The sequence below is a fragment of the Nocardia sp. NPDC004340 genome, from assembly GCF_053602575.1.
Map to the genome: position 1 here is coordinate 1,000,772 of NZ_JBSGDW010000001.1, position 19,488 is coordinate 1,020,259.

The following is a 19,488-nucleotide window of genomic DNA, read 5'->3' on the forward strand; positions in this document are numbered from 1 at the left end:
TACCATCGACAGACATGCCGACCGACCCCGCCCCAGCAACGACCGCCCACCCCGGGCGGCGGCCCGGGGCCGGTCGTTTCGCGCCCAGCCCGTCCGGCGATCTACATCTGGGCAACCTCCGCACCGCACTGCTGGCCTGGCTCTTCGCCCGCTCCACCGGACGCGAATTCCTCATGCGGGTGGAGGATCTGGACCGCGTCAAGAAGGGCGCGGCCGAACGGCAACTCGAGGACCTCGCCGCCATCGGCCTGGACTGGGACCCGCCCGTGGTGTGGCAGTCGCAGCGCCTCGCCCTCTACGAGACAGCCATCGCACGCCTCACCGAGGCGGACCTGACCTACGAATGCTTCTGCACGCGTAAGGAAATACAGCAGGCGGTGACCGCGCCGCACGGCCCGATGGGCGCGTACCCGGGAACCTGCCGCAACCTCACCGAATCGGAGCGGCAGCGGTGGCGCGACGAGAGCCGCCCCGCCGCGCTGCGCCTGCGCGCCGACCGTACCGAGTTCACCGTCACCGACGGGCTGCTCGGCGAATACCGTGGCGCCGTGGACGATCTGGTGCTGCGGCGCGGCGACGGCACCCCGGCCTACAACCTCGCCGTCGTGGTCGACGACGCCGACCAGGGCATCGACCAGGTGGTGCGCGGCGACGACCTGCTGCCCTCCACGCCGCGGCAGGCGTATCTGGCGACCTTGCTCGGCCTGCCCGTCCCCGCATACGCCCACGTCCCGTTGGTGCTCAATACCTCCGGGCAACGGCTCGCCAAGCGCGACGGGGCGGTCACCCTGCGCGATCGGACAGCCCTCGGCGAGTCCCCGCGACACGTGCTGAGCGCGCTCGCGGCGTCGCTCGGCTACGACGGCGCTACCACGTCGGCCGATGTCCTGGAACGATTCCGGCCGGAAAACCTGCCCAAAGAACCCTGGAGACTCGACCCCGACGGGTTGTTGCAACCCAGCTGGTGTCCGTAACGTACGCACTCGACCAGATCCCGAACGAAATCGACGAGGACGGCGGAACAATGACGAGCGGTGGGTACGACCCCAACCAGTATCCGCAGGGCGGCCAGCCGTACGGGCAGCCGCAGCAGCCTTACGGGCAGCCGCAGCAGCCACAGCAGCCGTACGGTCAGCAGCAGCCCTACGGGCAGTCCGACCCCTACGGCCAGCAGCCGCAGCAGCCTTACGGCCAGCAGCCCTACGGGCAGCAGCCCGACCCGTACGGCCAGCAGCAGCCGCCGCAGTACGGCCAGCAGCCGCAGCAGCCGTTCGGTCAGCCCGACGCCTACGGCCAGCAGCCGCAGCAGCCGTACGGCCAGCCCGCCTACCAGCCCTACCCGGACGGCGGCCAGCCCGGTTTCGGAGGCGGTTTCGGCGGATCGCAGCCCGGTGACCTGTGGACCCGCTTCGCGGCCCGCATCATCGACGGCCTGATCATCGGTATCCCGGCCGGAATCATCGAGGTGCTGCTGCCCAACAGCATCGCGTGGCTGTGGAGCGTGCTGGTCCCGGTCATCTACTTCGGCTACTTCATCTTCATGGAGACCCAGCAGGGCGGCCAGACGCTGGGCAAGAAGATCCTGAACCTGCGGGTCGTCGGCCCCGGCGGCGCGCCGCTGGACCCGGCCACCTCCGCCAAGCGCAACCTGTTCATGATCGTGCAGCTGGTCCCGTGCCTGGGCACGCTGGTCGGCCTCGGTATGGCGATCTACATCGCCATCACCATCGAGCAGAGCCCGACCAAGCAGGGCTGGCACGACCAGTTCGCCGGCGGCACCCAGGTGCTGAAGGGCTGAGGCTCTTCCCTCCGCTGAACGCAATGGGGCGCATCCACTCCGGATGCGCCCCATTGTCATTGGCGCGCCACCTCATTCGCGCACCGCGCCGGTCCCTCAGCTGGAGCCCGTCATGCTGGCGATGATGAAGATCAGGAACCCACCCAGCCCCAGCACCGTTCCGGCCGCGCCGACCCAGATGCCGCCGAGCGCCAGGCCGCGGCCCTGCTGCCCGTTCGTCTTGAGCTGGTTGAGAGCGACGACCCCCAGCACCAGTCCGACGATCGAGATCACCGGTAGGAACGCGCAGAAGAACATGGCCGGGATGCCGATGATCGACACCACCAGCGACGCGATGGCCAGCGAACTGGTCTGCTGCGTCGGCGCCGCGTACCCGTAGGGCTGATAGCCCGGGTAGCCGCCGTAGCCCGGGGGCTGCGGCGTGGGCTGCTGGCCCGCGCCCGGATAGCCCGGCGTCGGATTCGCCTGCGGCGGCGGATAGCTCGGATACACCGGCTGCGGCGGCGGGGTCAGCGGCGGCTGCTGATACTGCGGCGCGGAGGTGTAGCCGGGCGGAGGCGGCGTCGATTGCTGCGGCGCCGCGGGCGGGGTCTCGGGCGCGACGCCCTCACCCCCGTACTGCTTCCACCACTCGTCGGAATCGCCAGGATTCGTCATTCGTCCAGCCTAGGGCACCCCAGCTATCCGTACCCCGCGGTCGCGGCAGGGGATACTTTCGGGCGTGAGTGATATCGAAACGGTCGAAACCGACCGATCTGGACACCCCACGCCGCAACACGCCGCATTCGCGGACGCGGCGGGGGGATATTTCACGCCGGTGGCGGTGGCCTTCACCGCTGTCCTGCTGATTTCCAACGTATGTGTCGCCAAGGGCGTCCAATTCTTCTCCGGACAGCACTTCTCCCTGGGCCCGCTGACCATCCTGCCGATCACCATGGACGGCGCGTTCTTCCTCTTCCCGATCGCCTACGTCATCGGCGACATCCTCAGCGAGGTGTACGGCTTCCGGGCCACCCGCCGCACCGTCTACTACGGGTTCGCGGCGCTGCTGCTGATGATCGTCTGCTTCCAGATCGTCATCAAACTGCCCACCGGTGACCTGCAGCAGAACCCGACCGCCTTCGGGGACGTGCTCGGCAATACCCCGCAGCTGGCGCTGGCCGGGATCACCGGCTACTTCGTGGGCCAGTTCCTGAACTCCAGCACGCTGGTGCTGATCAAGGAGCGCACCAAGGAGAAGCACCTCTGGGCGCGACTGCTCGGCTCCACCGTCGCGGGCGAGTTCGGTGACACGCTGGTGTTCTGCTCGATCGCGGCGACCGCCATCGGCATCAACACCTGGGGCGACTTCGTCAACTACGTGATCGTCGGCTTCATCTGGAAGACCCTCGTCGAGGCGTGCGTGCTGCCGATCAGCTACCGCTGCATCGCCTTCCTGAAGAAGCGCGAACCCTCCTACCGCCCGCGCGAGCGCTCGGCCATCCACGAGTGACGCGGACCGACTCTCCGATGTTCGCGGCCGTGTCGAATTCCCTTATTGCCCAGGGGCTTTGATGCGGCCGCGCCAGCGGCCCAGGAAGTCGGCCTGATATTCGTCGAAGTAGCCGCCGTCGATGCTCTCGCGGACGCGATCGACCAGGCGCACCGTGAACCGCTCGTTGTGGATGGTGCACAGCGTCGAGGCGAGCATTTCCTTCGCCTTGAACAGGTGGTGGATGTAGGCGCGCGTATAGTTCGCGCAGGTGTAGCAGTCGCAGGTCTCGTCGATCGGCGTGAAGTCGCGCTTGAACCGGGCCGTATTGATATTGAACCGGCCCTCGTCGGTGTACAGCGCCGCATTGCGCGCCACGCGTGAGGGATTCACGCAGTCGAAGGTGTCCGCGCCGTTCTCCACGGCGGTGAAGATGTCCTCCGGCTCGCTGATGCCGAGCAGGTGCCGGGGCTTGCCCTCGGGCAGTTCGTCGCAGCACCAGCCGACGATGGTGCCCAGATTGTGCTTCTCCAGCGCGCCGCCGATGCCGTAGCCGTCGAATCCCGTTCCGGCCGCGCCCCGCAACTCCTCGAGGTCGCGACAGGCCTTGCGGCGCAGGTCCTCGTACTGCGCGCCCTGGATCACACCGAACAGCGCCTGATATGGCCGATGCGAGCGCGCCTCGGTGAGCCGCTCGTGCTCGTCGAGGCAGCGTTTGGCCCACAGCCGCGTGCGCTCCAGCGATTCCTCCTGGTAGCCACGGGTGTTCATCAGCGTGGTGAGTTCGTCGAAGGCCATCATGACGTCCGCCCCCAGCTGATGCTGGATGGCCATGGACACCTCGGGGGTGAACCGGTGCTTGGAGCCGTCCAGGTGCGAGCGGAAGGTCACGCCGTCGTCGTCGACGTGTGCCAGCCGCTCCTTGCCCTTGGCGATCACGTCGTCGTCCTGCACGCCGACCGATTCCATGGCCAGCACCTTCTTGAAGCCGACCCCCAGCGACATGACCTGGAAGCCGCCGGAGTCGGTGAAGGTGGGGCCGTGCCAGTTCATGAACTCGGCCACACCCCCGGCCTCGTCCACGATGTCCGGGCCGGGCTGGAGGTAGAGGTGATAGGCGTTGGCCAGCAGGGCCTGCGAGCCGAGTTCCTTCATGGTCTCCGGCAGCACGGCCTTGACCGTGGCCTTGGTGCCGACGGGGATGAAGGCGGGTGTCGCAATATCGCCATGTGGCGTACTGATCACACCGGTCCTGCCGTGCCGCCCTTCCAGGCGGGCACCGACCTTGAACGAGAACTCGGAGGCAGCAGACACCGAGCTATCCTCTCATCTCCCGAGCTGAGTAATTTTCTTCGCTCCGCGAAGAGTGACCCGGCCCGCACACCGTGGTGTGCGGGCCAGGCCGGCGGAGCGTCGGGTCATTTGGTGAGGACGACCGCGTCGGGCTCCGGATCGTCCACATTGTTGCCCTCGCCGTCGGTGATGGCGGCGGCGAACTGGGCGTTGTAGAGCCGGTGGTAGAAGCCGCGGGCCGCGAGCAGTCTCTCGTGCGTGCCCTGCTCGACGATCCTGCCCTTCTCCATCACCACGATGGTGTCGGCGTCGCGGATCGTCGAAAGCCGGTGTGCGATCACGAAACTCGTGCGGTCCCGGCGCAGCGCCGCCATGGCGTGCTGCACCAGCAGCTCGGTGCGGGTGTCGACCGAGCTGGTGGCCTCGTCCAGGATCAGGATGGACGGCTTGGCCAGGAACGCGCGGGCGATCGTGATGAGCTGCTTCTCACCGGCGCTGACGCCGGAGCCCTCCTCGTCGATGACCGTGTCGTAGCCCATCGGCAACGCGTGCACGAACCGGTCCACGTAGGCGGCGCGGGCGGCCTCGAGGATGTCCTCCTCGGAGGCGTTCGGATTGCCGTAGGCGATGTTCTCGCGGATGGTGCCGCCGAACAGCCAGGTGTCCTGCAGCACCATGCCCATGCGCGAACGCAGGTGGTCGCGGGTGATGGCGGTGATGTCGACGCCGTCGATGGTGATGGCGCCGGAATCCACCTCGTAGAACCGCATGAGCAGGTTGACCAGGGTGGTCTTGCCCGCACCGGTCGGCCCGACGATGGCCACCACGTGACCGGGCTCGGCGACCAGCGAGAGGTCATCGATGACCGGGGTCTCCGGCTCGTAGCGGAAGGACACGTCCTCGAACGCGACCCGCCCGCGCTCCAGCGGCCGCGAGTCCTCCGGATCCGGGTCCGGCGACTGCTCCTCGGCGTCGAGGATCTCGAAGATCCGCTCCGCCGACGCCACACCCGACTGCAGCAGGTTCATCATCGAACCGATCTGGGTGAGCGGCTGGGTGAACCCGCGCGAGTACTGGATGAACGCCTGCACCTCGCCCAGCGACAGCTGACCCGACGCTACCCGCAGACCGCCGACCACGGCGATCAGGACGTAGTTCAGGTTCCCGAGGAACATGATGGCGGGCATGATCAGCCCGGAGATGAACTGCGACTTGAACGAGGAGTCGTAGAGCTTCGCGTTGGTCTCGTCGAACTTCTCCCCCACCTCGCGCACGCGGCCGAATGCGCTGACCACCTCGTGGCCGGTGAAGGCCTCCTCGACCTGGGCGTTCACCTCGCCGGTGTACTTCCACTGGTCCACGAAGTGCGGCTTGGAGCGCTTGGCGATCTGCGCGGTCACGATGACCGCCAGCGGCACGGTGAGCAGCGCGATCAGGGCCAGGATCCAGGAGATCCAGAACATCATGATCAGGATGCCGATCACCGACAGCACATTGATGATCAGCTGCGACATGGTCTGCTGCAGTGTCTGCGCCACATTGTCGACGTCATTGGTGACACGCGAGAGCACGTCGCCGCGCGGCATGGAGTCGAAGTAGCGCAGCGGCAGCCGGTGGATCTTCTCCTCGATCTGCGCGCGCATCCGCTTCACGGTGCGGTTGAGCACCACGATCAGCAGCTGTGCCTGCAGCCAGCCGAACAGCGCGGACCCGATGTAGAGCGCCAGCACCCAGGCCAGCACCTGCCCCACGGCGGTGAAATCGATTCCGGTGCCGGGGATCACGTCCATGCTGGCGAGCATGTCGGCGAAGGTGGTGTTGCCGCCCGCGCGCAAGCCCTCGACCAGTTCGTCCTTGCTCTGCCCGGCGGGCAGCTGCTTGCCGACCACACCGTCGAAGATGAGGTTGGTGGCCTTGCCGAGGATCTGCGGACCCAGGGTGTTGAGCACCACCGAGCCGACGGCCAGCACGAACACGACCGCCAGGTAGGCCTTGTCCGGCGCGAGCATGCGCAGCAGGCGCTTCAGCGACGGGCCGAAGGATTTCGCCTTCGCGTCCGGCGCACCGGGATTGGGGGCTCCGGGCCTCATCGCACCTCCTCCGCGCTGAACTGCGATTCCACGATCTCGCGGTATTCGTTGCAGTCGAGCAGCAACTGGTCGTGGGTGCCGATGCCGGCCATCGCGCCGTCCTCCAGCACCACGATCTGATCGGCGTCGCGGATGGTCGAGATCCGTTGCGCCACAATGATGACCGACGCGTTCGCGGTCTCCGGCTTCAGGGCCTCGCGCACCCGCATGTCGGTGGCGACGTCCAGGGCGGAGAAGCAGTCGTCGAACAGGTAGACGCGCGGCTTGCGCACCAGCGCGCGGGCGATCGCCAGGCGCTGCCGCTGACCGCCGGAGACGGTCGTACCGCCCTGCGCCACAGGCGTTTCCAGCCCCTGCGGCATCTCGCGCACGAAGTCGGCGGCCTGCGCGATCTCCAGCGCGTGCCAGAGTTCCTCGTCGGTGGCGTCCGGCTTGCCGTAGCGCAGGTTCGAGGCCACCGTGCCCGAGAACAGGTACGCCTTCTGCGGGACCAGGCCGATCTCGGTGCGCAGCGTCTCCAGCCCCAGCTCCCGGACATCGGTGCCGCCCACATGGACCGCGCCGTCGGTGACGTCGATGAGCCGCGGGATCAGGTTGATCAGGGTGGTCTTGCCCGCGCCGGTCGCGCCGACGATGGCGGTGGTGGTGCCCGGCTTCGTCTGGAAGCGAATGGCTTTCAGCACCGGCTTCTCCGCGCCCGGGAACTTGAACTCGGCGAACCGCAGGTCCACCTTGCCCGGGTCGTCCTTGAACGCCTGCGGCAGCCGCGGCTCCGACACCGAGGACTCGGTGTCGAGCACCGCGCTGATCCGCTCGGCCGAGACCGCGGCGCGCGGGGCCATCATGGCCAGGAAGGAGGCCATCATGACCGCCATCAGGATCTGCATGATGTAGGCCAGCATCGCGGTGAGCGTGCCGATCTGCATGTCGCCGTTGTCGATCGAGTGGCCGCCGAACCAGATGACGCCGACCGTGGTGACGTTCGAGATCAGCATGACCATCGGGAACATCAGGGCCATGTACTTGCCGACGTAGAGCGACTGCTCGGTCAGCTCGCTGTTGGCGACGCCGAAACGCCAGGTCTCCTGACGTTCGCGCACGAACGCCCGCACCACGCGGATACCGGTGATCTGCTCACGCAGCACCCGGTTCACCGCGTCGATCCGGTCCTGCATGCGCCGGAAGCCCGGCACCATGCGGGTGATGATGAAGCCCATCGACAGGGCCAGCGCGGGCACCGCGATCAACAGCAGCCACGACAGCTGCATGCTCTCGCGCAATGCCATGAAGATGCCGCCGATGCACATGATCGGGGCCATCACCAGGATGGTCGCGCTCATCAGCACCAGCAGCTGCACCTGGCCGATGTCATTGGTATTGCGGGTGATCAGCGACGGCGCGCCGAACACGCCGACCTCGCGCGCGGAGAAGGTGCCCACCCGGTGCAGCAGGGCCGCGCGCATATCGCGGCCCGCGCCCATGGCGGCCTGGGCGCCCAGGTAGACCGAGGCGGCCTGGGCGATGATCTGGATGGCGGTCACCAACAGCATCCAGCCGCCGGTGGACCAGATGTAGCCGATATCGCCCTTGGTGACACCCCGGTCGATGATGTCGGCGTTCAAGGTGGGCAGATACAGCATGGCGATGACCGAGATCAGCTGGAGCACGACGACCCCCGCCAACTGATTGCGGTAGGGCCGCATGGAGGTGCGTAGAAGTCGGATCAACATGATGCTGGCAGGCTACCGCCATCCTCGGACGCTCGCCGTGACGTTTTCCGGCGGCGCTGGGTCCGCCCCGCTAGATGTCGGGTTGATCCAGATCACGCCACTCGCCCGCGGTGGGCTGCGCGGGCGCGGCCGCGACCGTGCCACCCGCCGGGCGGGGGCGGCGGGTCCAGGCGTCCGGGTCGTGCAACAGCTCGTCCAGGAAGGACGGGAGCAAGTCGTGGGCGATATCGGCGATGGTGACGCGCTCGAGCACGGAACGGATGTTCACCCGCAGACCGATCCACACCCGCTGCAGCGGTTCGGCCGCGCCCGAATAACTGACGTCCTCCGGCCGCTGCCCGCGCACGGAGGCCAGCGGGCCCTCCACGGCGCGGATCACATTCGCGATGCTGATCTCGGCGGCCGGGCGGGCCAGCCGGTAACCGCCGTCCGGACCGCGGCGGCTGATCACCAGATCGCCCTTGCGCAGATCCGCGACCACCGATTCCAGCACCTTCGGCGGAATGTCCTGGGCGGCGACGATCGCGTCGGCCTTCACCGAATCCGGTTGCCCCTTCGCGATTTCGACGAGGGTGCGCACCGCGTAATCGACCTTCGCGGTGATGTGCACGGAAACTCCTGATATCGGACCGGTGGTGTGAAAACCCTATCGCGCTGGATACAGCACACCGAGTGCGGCATTCAGCAGGGTCGTCTCGACGTGGTCGACATCCATGTCCGGGACGATCTCCTGGGTCATCATCGCGGTGCTGAGCACCTGCATGGCCGTGGCGGCGCGCAACAGGGTGTCGGCGTCCGGATCGGGTCCCGCCATCCACCGGCACATGCGGTGGTGCAGCTCGATCATGTCGGGGTAGCGATTGCCGAGCGCGTTGACGATGGCGACCGTGTCGCGCATGCACAGCGCGCCCACCTGACGGTTGGCCAGGGTGGAGTGCAGCCGCTCGCGAATCACCGCTCGGACGTTGTCGGGAGTTGCGGGCAGGTTGTCGAGGCTCGCGACCTGATCCCGCACTTCGTCGAACATCGGCTCGATGATCGCCACCAGGAGATCGACCTTCGAGGCATAGTGATAGTAGAGCGAGGCTTTTGTGATTCCCACCGCATCGGCGACCTCGCGCAAACTGCTGTGGTCGAACCCTTTGCTGGCGAATAACTGCAGAGCGGCGTCACGGATCGCGTCTTTAGTGCTTCTACCTGCGACAACGGTCCCGGAACCGTTTTGGCCACCCATGCGCACATCCTCTCACTCGCGCTCGAAATGCGATCAACGCCACCTAGAGTCGAGGTTGTTCCTCCACTTAGCTCCTCGGTAGTCTACCTACCGCACGGTAGGCAGATTTCGTTTCGTGAAGGCGGGGAGCGGTAGCTCCCGGCGGCAGTGTTGTCTACGCGCTCGCACACCAGCACCCCTGTTCAGCCCGCACAAACCATCGCCCAGGAGACCCCTCGTGTCCGTATACCTCTATCGGTGGGGGAAGTTCGCCTTCCGCCGTAAATGGATCGTCATCGCGGCGTGGATCGCCGCGTTGTTCGTGATCGGTGGTGTCGGCGGTTCGCTGGCCAAGCCGTTCCAGGACTCCTTCACCATGCCGGACCTGCCGTCCGAGCGGGCCACCAAGATCCTCGACGAGCACTTCCCGGGCGCCTCCGCCGGCTTCGACCAGAATGCCGTCAACGGCACCTATGTGATCGCCGCGCCGAACGGTCAGAAGCTGACCGACCCCGGCAACGCGGCCGCGCTGCAGGCCTTCGTCACCAAGCTCGGCGCACTCGACATCATCGACAAGTCCGCGCCGCTGATGAACCCGGTCGAGATCACCAAGAAGATCGGTGAGCGCGCTGGAATCGACTGCCTCGCCGCCGACCGCTCCAACCCGGCCTTCGCCGCGAACTGCTCGAGCGCACCGCTGAACGTGCTGAACAAGGAGCACCCGGACTCGGTCGCGACCATGCAGGTCAAGTACACGATCCCGAAGTACTCCGACCTCACCGCGGCAGACCGTGACGCCGCCTACAAGGTCGGTGACGACGCGCGCGCGGCCGGCCTGCAGGTCGAACTCATCGGTTCCATCACCCAGGATCCGGGCGGCTCCAGCGGCGCCTCGGAGATGATCGGCATCGCGGTGGCGCTGGTGGTCATGGTGATCGCGTTCGGCGCGATCGTGGCGGCCTTCGTGCCGATCCTCACCGCGCTGGTCGGTGTCGGCACCGCCATCTCCGTCATCATGTTCGGCACCCACTGGCTGACCGTGCCGACCTTCACCCCGATCCTGGCCTCCATGATCGGCCTGGCGCTGTCCATCGACTACGCCATGTTCATCGTCTCCCGGTACAAACACGAACTGGCCGTGTCGAATTCGCCGGAGGAGGCCGCGGGCACCGCGGTCGGCACCGCGGGCTCGGCCGTCATCTTCGCCGGTCTGACCGTCATCATCGCGCTGGCCGGTCTCACCTTCGTGAAGGTCAGCTTCCTCACCTCGATGGGTATCTTCGGCGCCGTCTCCGCGGCCATGGCGGTGCTGGTGGCCGTCACCCTGATGCCCGCGCTCATGGGCGCGTTCGGCCGCTTCCTGTTCAAGCCGAAGCTGCCGCTGGTCGCCCAGCACGATCCCGAGGACGACTCGTCGGTCACCAACGGCCAGCGTTTCGCCCGTCTCATCGGCAAGGCGCCCGCGCTGACCCTCGGCATCTCCGTGGTGCTGCTCGGTCTGCTCGCCGCCCCCGCGGTGAATCTGCAGCTGGGTCTGCCCGGCGGCGACTCGATGCCGCACGACAGCACCATCCGCAAGGCGTACGACCTGCAGACCGAGGGCTTCGGCGAGGGCTCGAACGGCACGCTGATGGTGGTGGTCGACCTCAGCAAGACCCCGGAGAACCAGCGGACCGAGGCGCTGAACGCGTTGCGCGACAAGCTGGCCCACTACCCGGGCATGGACTACCTGACGGTGGCCCAGCACAGCCAGGACGGTCAGGCCGCGATGTTCACCGGCGTCCCGCACGCCGGGCCGAACAACAAGGAGACCAAGGACCTGGTCAAGGACGCCCGCAACGCGGAGTCCGAGCTGAAGTCCCAGTACGGCATGGAATACGGCATCACCGGCACCACCGCGATCTTCGCGGATGTGTCGCAGGCCCTGCTGGTCAAGATCATCCCGTATCTGGCGATCGTGGCGGGCGCGGCATTCATCCTGCTGCTCTTGGTGTTCCGCTCGATCCTGGTCCCGCTGACCGCCGCGCTCGGCTTCCTGCTCTCCATGGCGGCCACCTTCGGCGCGACCGTGCTGATCTTCCAGGACGGCAAGTTCGGCCTGGTCGAACCGCACCCGCTGGTCAGCTTCCTGCCGATCATGTTGATCGGCTTGGTCTTCGGCCTCGCCATGGACTACCAGGTGTTCCTGGTGACCCGCATGCGTGAGGAGTACGTGCACGGCAAGTCCGCCAAGGAAGCCATGATCAGCGGCTACCACCACGGCGCCCGCGTCGTGACCTCCGCGGCCATCATCATGATCTCGGTCTTCAGCGCGTTCATGCTGCAGGACAACGTGGTGGCCAAGTCCATGGGCTTCGCCATGGCGGCGGGCGTCTTCTTCGACGCCTTCATCGTGCGCATGGTGCTCATCCCGTCGCTGCTCGCCCTGCTGGGCGACTCGGCGTGGTGGATCCCCAAGTGGCTGGATCGCATCCTCCCCGACATCGACGTGGAGGGCGCCAAGCTCACCGAGCTGAAGCAGTCCACCGTCCCCGCCGAGGCGAAGGAACACGCCACGATCGGCTGATCGACGCGTTGAATGCTCGGCCCCCACCCGGATTCCGGGTGGGGGCCGAGTTCGTCTGCGCGCCTTGGTCGTCAGCGCAGGAAGCGGACGGCGGTGTTGCGGAGCGCGATGCCGGCGGCGGTGCCGGGAACCATGAGGGCGGTGGCGGCGCGGAAGCCGCGCTGCTTGGGTTCGACGAGCTTGCGGTGGCGGCGCTCGTAGGACGCCAGTGCCTGCCGGGGGTCGTCGGGGGTGCGGGTGAGTTCTTCGGCCAGGGTATGTGCGCCGGAGATCGCAAGGGTGGAGCCGTCGCCGAACAGGGAGAGGGAGGATCCGGCGTCGCCGAGCAGGGCGATGCGGCCGATCGACCAGTGCGGCAGGCTGATTCGGCTCACCGAGTCGAAGTAGATGTCGTCGGCGGCCTGGAGTTGGTCGAGGAGACCGGTGAAGATGCCGGTGCGGCCGGCGAAGGCGGCTGCCACCAGGCGTTTGTGCTGCACGAGGTCTCGGTGGTCGAAGCCGGGAACGGCCGCCTGCCGGAACATGAAGGCGGCCACGGCTTTCCCGTTGGACGGATGGACGGTGATCGCGCGGCCCGGCCAGTTGAACATGACCACCTCACGTTCGTCGTCGAAGATCCGATCAACGGGCAGGGTGGCGGCGTACATGCCCATATGCCGGATGAATCCGGCCTCGTCGCCGAAGACCAGCCGCCGGACGTTCGAATGCAGGCCGTCGGCTCCGATCACATAGTCGTAGCGGCCGGTGCCGCCGCTCTCGAAGCGGATATCCACCCCGCCCGCATCCTGCGCGATCGCCGAGATCGACTCTCCCCAACAGACTTCGGCCTTGTCACGGGCCGCACCGAGCAGGATCCCGGCCAGGTCCGCCCGAGCGACCTCCACCTCCCGGTCCCCCGCCCCGCCCTGAAAAGCGCTGAGCCGCAGCCCCGACCGCTTCCTGCCGGTCTCGTCCACGAAGCTCATCCGATCCACAGCCGAGGCCGCCGCCCGCAGCGCCGGCATCACCCCCATGGCTTCCACGACCTCTACCGCGGGCCCCTTCACATCGATCGGGTTCCCGCTCGACCGCTGCTTGCGCGCCCGCTCGACCACGGTCACGTCGAACCCGTTGCGCCCCATCCAATACGCCAGCGTCGCCCCCGCGATCCCCGCCCCGGAGATCAGCACGGCCTTGCTCATCGTCATCACCTCCATCCGAAGTGGACGATTTTCGTCCACTTTTCAGACGGTACAGTAACCGGAAGAATTTCGTCCACTTAATCCCGGAGGTGAGGACAACGGCCGAGCTCAGGTCCGACGCCCGCAACAACCGCGACCAGATCCTGGCCGCCGCCCAGCTCGTCTTCCGGGAACAGGGCACCAATGTCTCCATGAAGGACATCGCCGACGCCGCCGGAGTAGGCGTCGGCACCCTCTACCGCCGTTTTCCCGACCGCGGCGCCCTCATCACCGCCGCCGCCCACTCCTACCTCTCGGCCCTCTCCGACCTGGCTGCCACCGCGGAACGCGAAGCCCCCACCCCCTTCGAAGCCCTCACCCGCCTCCTCCGCGCCTGCGCCGAACTCCGTCTCGGCGCCCTCGCCGCCGCCATCGAACCCACCCTCCACGCCGACATCAAGGCCGACCCCGCCCTCACCGAAGTCCGCGCCACCATCACCGACCGCATCGCCCGCCTCACCACCCAGGCCCACGACGACGGCACCCTCCGCCCCGACGTCACCTCAGCCGACATCGGCCGCCTGATGACCCTCCAGATCTACGCCACCCCCGACGAGCCCTACCCCACCGCCGTCAACCGAGTCCTCGACCTCCTCCTCAACGGCCTCCGCCCCTGAACAAGAAAGCCCCGCACCGGTTTCCCAGTGCGGGGCTCACATTTCGCGGGCGTTGATCCAGCGGGTGACGGAGGGCAGGGCGGCGAGGATGACCACGCCGAGATAGAGGGCCATGAGGCCGAGAACCCAGGCCAACAGAAGAGGGCTCGCGGGCACGTGCTTCTGCCACTCGAGCACCTGTTCGGCGAAGAGCGGAACGAAGCCGAGAATGACCAGGACTCGGCCAACCGCCGTACGACGCAGCAGCAAAATGCCGCCGGGGATCAGTAGCAAGGCAGCGATCGGGCCGCACACCATCGAAGGCAGCACACCCATGAGCTTCCGCATCTCATCCGAGTAGCTCCACCACAGGTGGTACTGCGCAGCACTTCCCAACGCCGTCAGCAACCCGAACCCGAGAGCCGCGACACCCGCGAGAACCCCGGCGGCGCTGTCCACACGCGGCGGCACCTGCTGCGCGGGATACCAGTAGGGCTGGCCAGGCTGGTTGTACGGGTAGGACATCGAAGCCTCCAGGCTGCTCGTTCGCACGGAAAGTTCTGCGTTGCAAGCAATCCTGCGAGCCAACGCTTAAGCAAACCTTTTCGTCCGGATAACGATCTACGGCACGGGAGGATCTTGGTTCTCACCGCTGGGCGGAAGCCAGGGTTGGTCCCCAGGCGGCAGTTCACCACTGATCACCCCGAGATCCGCACGCGCGCATTCGTAGAACTCATTCCGCCGACGCCCCATCTCCGAGTACTGGCGGACATACTCCGCATGGTCGATGGCGTGGCCCCGCGCAGGCCAACCGAGCTCCCACGCCGCACGATTCCACGCCCGTGCCGCAGCAACAGCACCGGGCGAGCCGAGCAGCAGGACCGCTTCCCACTTGACGGTCTTCTCAGCCTCTGCCTCCGCCAGTGCTTTCAGCCCGACTTCTATGTCCATCGGTTGCGCCACAGCTGGATAGCCGCGGGCCGCCGCCAACCGATATGACACCTGCACGTATTGCTTCAGCGCGTTCGCGAACTCGCTGTACGCCGCCAACCGCTTGTCATCCCACCGCACGTCCTGGGCCCGTCGCCATTTCGCCCGCTCCGTCGATGCCGTCACGATGAACGTCGATCCAGCGCCCAAAACCACCGCCACCAGCGTAAGTACCTGCTGCACAACCGGATTCACTGCTCCAGTCTGAGCTCATGCGGGTCCTGGGAGCCACGGCATTTCCTGCGACTGGAAGCCAAGGTCCGGCGATGCGTTCACGCAGGCGGCTCGAAATAGAAGGAGCCCCTCACCTGTACAGGTGAGGGGCTCCTCAGCGGTGGCGGAGGGATTTGAACCCTCGGAGGGGGGTTACCCCTCACACGCTTTCGAGGCGTGCTCCTTAGGCCGCTCGGACACGCCACCGGTGGTGACTTTACAGGAGGACCCGGCGGAATCCGAAATCGGCTGGAGAGGGGGCTAGGGGCGGTGGGATTGGAAGAAAGAGTCCAGGAGGGCGGCGCATTCGGGTTCGAGGACGCCGGCTCGGACTTGGGGGCGGTGATTGAGACGTCGGTCACGGACCACGTCCCAGAGGGAGCCGACGGCGCCGGTCTTGGGTTCCCAGGCGCCGAAGACGACGCGGGAGACTCGGGAGAGGACCAGGGCGCCGGCGCACATGGTGCAGGGCTCGAGGGTGACGGCGAGGGTGGCGCCCTCGAGGCGCCAGCCGTCGCCGTGGACCCGGGCGGCGGCGCGCAGGGCGAGGACTTCGGCGTGGGCGGTGGGATCGCCCAGGGCTTCACGGGCGTTGGCGGCGCGCGCGAGTTCGCGGCCGTCGGCATCGAAGACGACCGCGCCGACGGGGACGTCGCGCGGGTCGGCCGCGGCCGCGGCGGCGATGGCGGCTCGCATCATCGCCTCATCGGCGGCGAGCGAGTCGGTCAACGCGGGAGCTTGTCCAGGACCGCCGAGAACTCGTTGGCGAAGCCGAGGCGCTGGGCGACCATGCCGAGCTGCTCGTCGGGGTACAGGTCGGTCTCGGCGAGGATGACCGCCAGCACCGGCTCGGGCAGGCCGAGGTCGGAGAGGACGCCGAGGTCGCCCTCTTCCCACGGTTCGACGTCGTCGATCTCGTCGGGGTCGATGTCGGGGACCTCGACATTGAGTTCCTCGAGTACGTCGACCGCGATGTCGTAGTCGATGGCAGCGGTGGCGTCCGAGATCAGGATGCGGCTACCGGTCGGGCCGGGGCGCAGGATGATGAAGAACTCGTCGTCGACGTCGATCAGGCCGAACACCGCGCCGGAACTGCGCAGCGCGCGCAACTCGTCTTCGGCCGCGGACAAACTGGTCAGGGACGCGTCGCTCAGCGGCGTCACCTTCCAGTTGGCTTCCTCACGGACAACGGCCACCGCGAACCCTTCCACGTCGTCGAAGTCGTCCGACGCCGCCCTGTTCGTGCTCGAGCGTTGTGCTGCCATGCGCGCAACGGTAGTCCGCTTCGGGGGAAATGTTGAAGTCGTATGCGAATCTGATCGCATGACGGGCATTTCGAAACCAGCTGTCTGCGTCCTGGGTACCGGTTTGATCGGCGGTTCGGTCCTGCGGGCCACCGCCGCCGGCGGCTACGAGGCCTTCGGCTACAACCGGTCCGAGGTCGGCGCCAAGGCCGCCCGGATGGACGGCTACGACGTGATCAGCGACGTGGAGGCAGTGTTGTCGCGCGCCGCGGAACGCGACGCGCTGATCGTGATCGGCGTGCCCATGCCCGCCATCGACGCCGTGCTCTCCGATGTGAAGACCTACGCCCCCGACTGCGTGCTCACCGACGTGGTGAGCGTGAAAGCCCCGGTCGCGGCCGCCGTCCAACGCCACGAACTGAGCGCCCGCTACGTGGGTGGTCACCCGATGGCCGGGACCAGCGAATCCGGTTGGGCCGCATCCACTCCCGACCTGTTCAAGAACGCCGCCTGGGCGGTCAGCGTGGACCCGGGCGTGCACGCCGACAACTTCCGGCGCGTCGCCCAGCTCGCCCTGGACTGCGGCGCGGTGGTGGTCCCCGTGCTGGCGGTGGAACACGACCGCGCGGTCGCCCGCATCTCGCACCTACCCCACGTGCTCGCGGAAGCTCTCGCCATCGAAGGCGCCAACGGCGGCCCGCTGGCGCTCGGCCTCGCGGCGGGCTCCTTCCGCGACGGCACCCGCGTCGCGGCCACCTCCCCCGAACTGGTCCGCGCCATCTGCGAACCCAATGCCGCGGCCCTGCTGGACGTCCTGGACGACACCCTCGAGGTGCTCACCCAGGCCCGCGACAGCCTGCGCGCCAACGGCACCCTCGCCGAACTGACCGAGGCCGGTCACGACGCCCGCACCGACTACGAGGACAACGAGCGCTGGCCGATCACCGACATCAGCCTGGGTGAGCGCAACTGGCTCACCAAGCTCATCGACGCCGGGCGCGCCGGCGGCGTTCTCACCTCACTGGACTGACCGGGATCAGATCCGTTCGGCCAGGCCCGGATAGTCGAGGAGGAATCCGTCCTGGTCGACGGTGACGGTCGCCGAGGACACCGGGGACAGCACGTGGATGCCGTCCGGCCCGCTGCTGTACGTGAGGCTGGCCTCCTGCACCTGCAGGTCCGGTAGCCGCACGTAGACGACCGGAACCTGCACGTCCTCGCTCGCCCGGGCCAGCCCGTAGCGGCGGATCGGGAGCGTGTTGAAGAACGGGCTCAGCACCACGTCCACGTCCAGCGCCCCGCCGAAGGTGGAGCGCACATGGGTGTTTCCGGCGTCGATCAGCCAGTAGTCCTCCTCGTCGCGCGCGATCGAGGCGTGGCGTTCGCCGGTGGCCAGGGTGCTGCGCAGCGACAGCCGCTTGGTGACCCCGGATTCGTCGGTGACCAGGTCGTAGGACGCGCTGAACGCGGGATGGTCCTCGCAGTCGCCGGCGATGATCCGGCCCGCGGCGCGAATCCGGTTGCCGCTCAGCACCACCCGCACCGATTCCATGCGTGAGGCGTTGTGTGCGCGCCAGGTGAGAATGGCCGGCCACCGCTTCGCTCCCGGCTTGGCGTCCTCACTCCCGTTATCCGTCACGCCTATAACCGTAGTTGCAGGCCCCGGCTCGTCCGAGATCCCCGGCCGGTATCACTCCCGGGACCGGACATCGTGATCAACATGCAATGGTGCGGAGCGGTTCTCGGCGTTTCCGCACGCCAACGCCCGCCGATCGATCGCCCGAGTGATAGCGACCGGCTCTGGAAGCCCGGCCCTGTCGGGCGTTGCGCTCGATGTGGATGAGGGGACTCGAGTAACGTGCTCTGCGGCACGGGGACTCCGGGGTGAAAGGGACTGTTGTGACGGGCGCGCGGATGGTCGGCCTGTTCGCCGGCATCGGTGGGCTGGAACTCGGGCTCGCGGCCCACGGGTGGCGCAGTGAACTGCTCTGCGAGATCGATACGGGTGCGCAGGCCGTGCTGGCGGCGCATTTCCCCGGCGTGCCACTGCATTCGGACGTGACCAAGCTGCGCGCGCTGCCGTCCGGGATCGAGCTGGTGGCGGCCGGATTCCCGTGCCAGGACCTGTCCCAGGCCGGGCGCACGGCCGGAATCACCGGTTCCCGTTCGGGTTTGGTGGACGAGGTGTTCCGGCTGGTCAAGCGTCGGCGGGGACCCCGCTGGCTGCTCATCGAGAACGTGCCGTTCATGCTGCAACTCGGCGGCGGCGCGGCCATGCGCCACATCACCGACGCGCTCACCGAACTCGGCTACACCTGGGCCTATCGCGTGGTCGACGCGCGCGCCTTCGGGCTGCCGCAGCGGCGGGAGCGGGTGCTGATGCTGGCGTCCCGCACCGAGGATCCGCGGCCCATCCTGTTCGGGACCGACGCGGGCCCGCGGGAGGTCGGCGATCCGGCGCACGATCCGTGCGGCTTCTACTGGACCGAGGGCAATCGCGGACTGGGCTGGGCGGTGAACGCGGTGCCCACCTTGAAGGGCGGTTCGGGCCTCGGCATCGCCAGCCCGCCCGCGGTCCGGCTGCCGTCGGGGGAACTGGTGACGCCGGGCATCACCGACGGGGAGCGGTTGCAGGGCTTCGACCGCGACTGGACCACGCCGGCGCTGGAGGTGCCGGGCGTGCGCCCCGGGCATCGCTGGAAGCTGGTCGGCAACGCGGTGAGCGTGCGGATGGCCGAGTGGATCGCCGGGCGCGTCACCAACCCGGCCGACGACCCGATCCCCGACGGCGAACCGCTGACCCGCCGCAGCTGGCCGACCGCGGCCTGGGGGCATCGCGGGGAGGTCCGGCGGGTTCCGGTGTCCACCTGGCCGGTTCACGCGCCGTACGAGGACCTGCGCTGGTTCCTCGACGATCCCCGGCTGCTGTCGGCCCGGGCGACCGCCGGATTCCTGCGCCGCACCCAGATGGGTTCGCTGCGGTTCCCGGAGGGATTCCTCGACGATGTCGAGAACCATCTGGAGCGCATGGGAGGCGCTCCCGTCAAAGCCGCGTGATCCTTGC

19 protein-coding genes and 1 tRNA gene are annotated in these 19,488 nt (G+C 67.7%); 7 read left to right on the top strand and 13 right to left on the bottom strand.

The features are described 5' to 3' along the window. The first annotated feature begins 14 nt into the window (after positions 1-14). Together gluQRS and ACWEOI_RS04380 are read left to right on the top strand one after the other, a co-directional pair. Positions 15-974, top strand: a complete 960-nt coding sequence (gene gluQRS, locus ACWEOI_RS04375; RefSeq protein ID WP_433669832.1) for a tRNA glutamyl-Q(34) synthetase GluQRS — start codon at positions 15-17, stop codon at positions 972-974. A gap of 50 nt (positions 975-1,024) precedes the next feature. Next, positions 1,025-1,798 (top strand): RDD family protein, encoded by a 774-nt coding sequence (locus ACWEOI_RS04380; protein WP_433669830.1) that lies wholly within the window; start codon positions 1,025-1,027, stop codon positions 1,796-1,798. Between the two features lie 96 nt (positions 1,799-1,894). Here the strand turns inward: ACWEOI_RS04380 and ACWEOI_RS04385 are convergent, their stop codons facing one another. Continuing rightward, a complete protein-coding gene (locus tag ACWEOI_RS04385) occupies positions 1,895-2,455 on the bottom strand; it encodes a DUF4190 domain-containing protein (RefSeq protein ID WP_452358924.1) in 561 nt (186 codons plus the stop codon). 64 nt (positions 2,456-2,519) lie between these two features. On the opposite strand from ACWEOI_RS04385, the gene ACWEOI_RS04390 reads away from it, so the two are divergent. Further along, positions 2,520-3,290 carry a queuosine precursor transporter gene (locus ACWEOI_RS04390; protein ID WP_452358925.1) on the top strand — a complete coding sequence of 257 codons (771 nt, stop codon included), beginning with the start codon at positions 2,520-2,522 and terminating at the stop codon, positions 3,288-3,290. Positions 3,291-3,332: 42 nt separating this feature from the next. Here ACWEOI_RS04390 and tgt read toward each other — a convergent pair whose 3' ends face one another. From tgt to ACWEOI_RS04415, 5 genes are all read right to left on the bottom strand, one after another. Continuing rightward, positions 3,333-4,583 carry a tRNA guanosine(34) transglycosylase Tgt gene (gene tgt / locus ACWEOI_RS04395; protein WP_433669825.1) on the bottom strand — a complete coding sequence of 417 codons (1,251 nt, stop codon included), beginning with the start codon at positions 4,581-4,583 and terminating at the stop codon, positions 3,333-3,335. A 104-nt stretch (positions 4,584-4,687) separates the two neighbouring features. Beyond that, positions 4,688-6,652 (bottom strand): ABC transporter ATP-binding protein, encoded by a 1,965-nt coding sequence (locus tag ACWEOI_RS04400; RefSeq protein WP_452358926.1) that lies wholly within the window; start codon positions 6,650-6,652, stop codon positions 4,688-4,690. Continuing rightward, positions 6,649-8,382, bottom strand: a complete 1,734-nt coding sequence (locus ACWEOI_RS04405; protein ID WP_433669821.1) for an ABC transporter transmembrane domain-containing protein — start codon at positions 8,380-8,382, stop codon at positions 6,649-6,651. Before ACWEOI_RS04405 ends, ACWEOI_RS04400 begins: the two co-directional genes overlap by 4 nt. Before the next feature lie 70 nt (positions 8,383-8,452). Further along, entirely contained in the window at positions 8,453-8,992 is a 540-nt protein-coding gene (locus ACWEOI_RS04410; RefSeq protein WP_433669819.1) for an Rrf2 family transcriptional regulator, read from the bottom strand. Positions 8,993-9,028: 36 nt separating this feature from the next. Beyond that, a complete protein-coding gene (locus ACWEOI_RS04415; protein ID WP_452358927.1) occupies positions 9,029-9,616 on the bottom strand; it encodes a TetR/AcrR family transcriptional regulator in 588 nt (195 codons plus the stop codon). A gap of 217 nt (positions 9,617-9,833) precedes the next feature. Between ACWEOI_RS04415 and ACWEOI_RS04420 the strand changes: the two genes are divergently transcribed. After that, positions 9,834-12,161 (top strand): MMPL family transporter, encoded by a 2,328-nt coding sequence (locus ACWEOI_RS04420; protein ID WP_452358928.1) that lies wholly within the window; start codon positions 9,834-9,836, stop codon positions 12,159-12,161. 71 nt (positions 12,162-12,232) lie between these two features. On the opposite strand, the gene ACWEOI_RS04425 is transcribed toward ACWEOI_RS04420, so the two are convergent. Beyond that, a complete protein-coding gene (locus tag ACWEOI_RS04425; RefSeq protein WP_452358929.1) occupies positions 12,233-13,342 on the bottom strand; it encodes an FAD-dependent monooxygenase in 1,110 nt (369 codons plus the stop codon). 89 nt (positions 13,343-13,431) lie between these two features. Between ACWEOI_RS04425 and ACWEOI_RS04430 the strand changes: the two genes are divergently transcribed. Then, complete coding sequence (locus tag ACWEOI_RS04430) at positions 13,432-13,998, top strand: TetR/AcrR family transcriptional regulator (RefSeq protein ID WP_452358930.1); 567 nt, start codon at positions 13,432-13,434, stop codon at positions 13,996-13,998. Between the two features lie 36 nt (positions 13,999-14,034). Here ACWEOI_RS04430 and ACWEOI_RS04435 read toward each other — a convergent pair whose 3' ends face one another. From ACWEOI_RS04435 to ACWEOI_RS04455, 5 genes are all read right to left on the bottom strand, one after another. Next, positions 14,035-14,502 (bottom strand): hypothetical protein, encoded by a 468-nt coding sequence (locus tag ACWEOI_RS04435; RefSeq protein ID WP_452358931.1) that lies wholly within the window; start codon positions 14,500-14,502, stop codon positions 14,035-14,037. Positions 14,503-14,598: 96 nt separating this feature from the next. Next, on the bottom strand, positions 14,599-15,162 hold the full coding sequence (locus tag ACWEOI_RS04440) for a hypothetical protein (RefSeq protein ID WP_433669811.1): 564 nt from the start codon (positions 15,160-15,162) through the stop codon (positions 14,599-14,601). Positions 15,163-15,299: 137 nt separating this feature from the next. Next, positions 15,300-15,387: transfer RNA gene (locus ACWEOI_RS04445), tRNA-Ser, on the bottom strand. A gap of 54 nt (positions 15,388-15,441) precedes the next feature. After that, complete coding sequence (locus ACWEOI_RS04450; protein WP_433594807.1) at positions 15,442-15,879, bottom strand: deaminase; 438 nt, start codon at positions 15,877-15,879, stop codon at positions 15,442-15,444. 26 nt (positions 15,880-15,905) lie between these two features. Further along, positions 15,906-16,445, bottom strand: coding sequence for a tRNA adenosine deaminase-associated protein (locus tag ACWEOI_RS04455; RefSeq protein WP_433669809.1), 540 nt, complete (start codon positions 16,443-16,445; stop codon positions 15,906-15,908). 58 nt (positions 16,446-16,503) lie between these two features. On the opposite strand from ACWEOI_RS04455, the gene ACWEOI_RS04460 reads away from it, so the two are divergent. Next, the gene (locus ACWEOI_RS04460; protein WP_452358932.1) at positions 16,504-17,454 is read left to right on the top strand and encodes a prephenate dehydrogenase; all 951 of its coding nucleotides are present in this window, start codon (positions 16,504-16,506) and stop codon (positions 17,452-17,454) included. A gap of 6 nt (positions 17,455-17,460) precedes the next feature. Here ACWEOI_RS04460 and ACWEOI_RS04465 read toward each other — a convergent pair whose 3' ends face one another. Next, the gene (locus tag ACWEOI_RS04465) at positions 17,461-18,063 is read right to left on the bottom strand and encodes a putative glycolipid-binding domain-containing protein (RefSeq protein ID WP_404204459.1); all 603 of its coding nucleotides are present in this window, start codon (positions 18,061-18,063) and stop codon (positions 17,461-17,463) included. A gap of 275 nt (positions 18,064-18,338) precedes the next feature. Here ACWEOI_RS04465 and ACWEOI_RS04470 point away from each other — a divergent pair, with 275 nt between their 5' ends. Then, positions 18,339-19,481, top strand: a complete 1,143-nt coding sequence (locus ACWEOI_RS04470; RefSeq protein WP_433673542.1) for a DNA (cytosine-5-)-methyltransferase — start codon at positions 18,339-18,341, stop codon at positions 19,479-19,481. Positions 19,482-19,488: the final 7 nt, after the last annotated feature.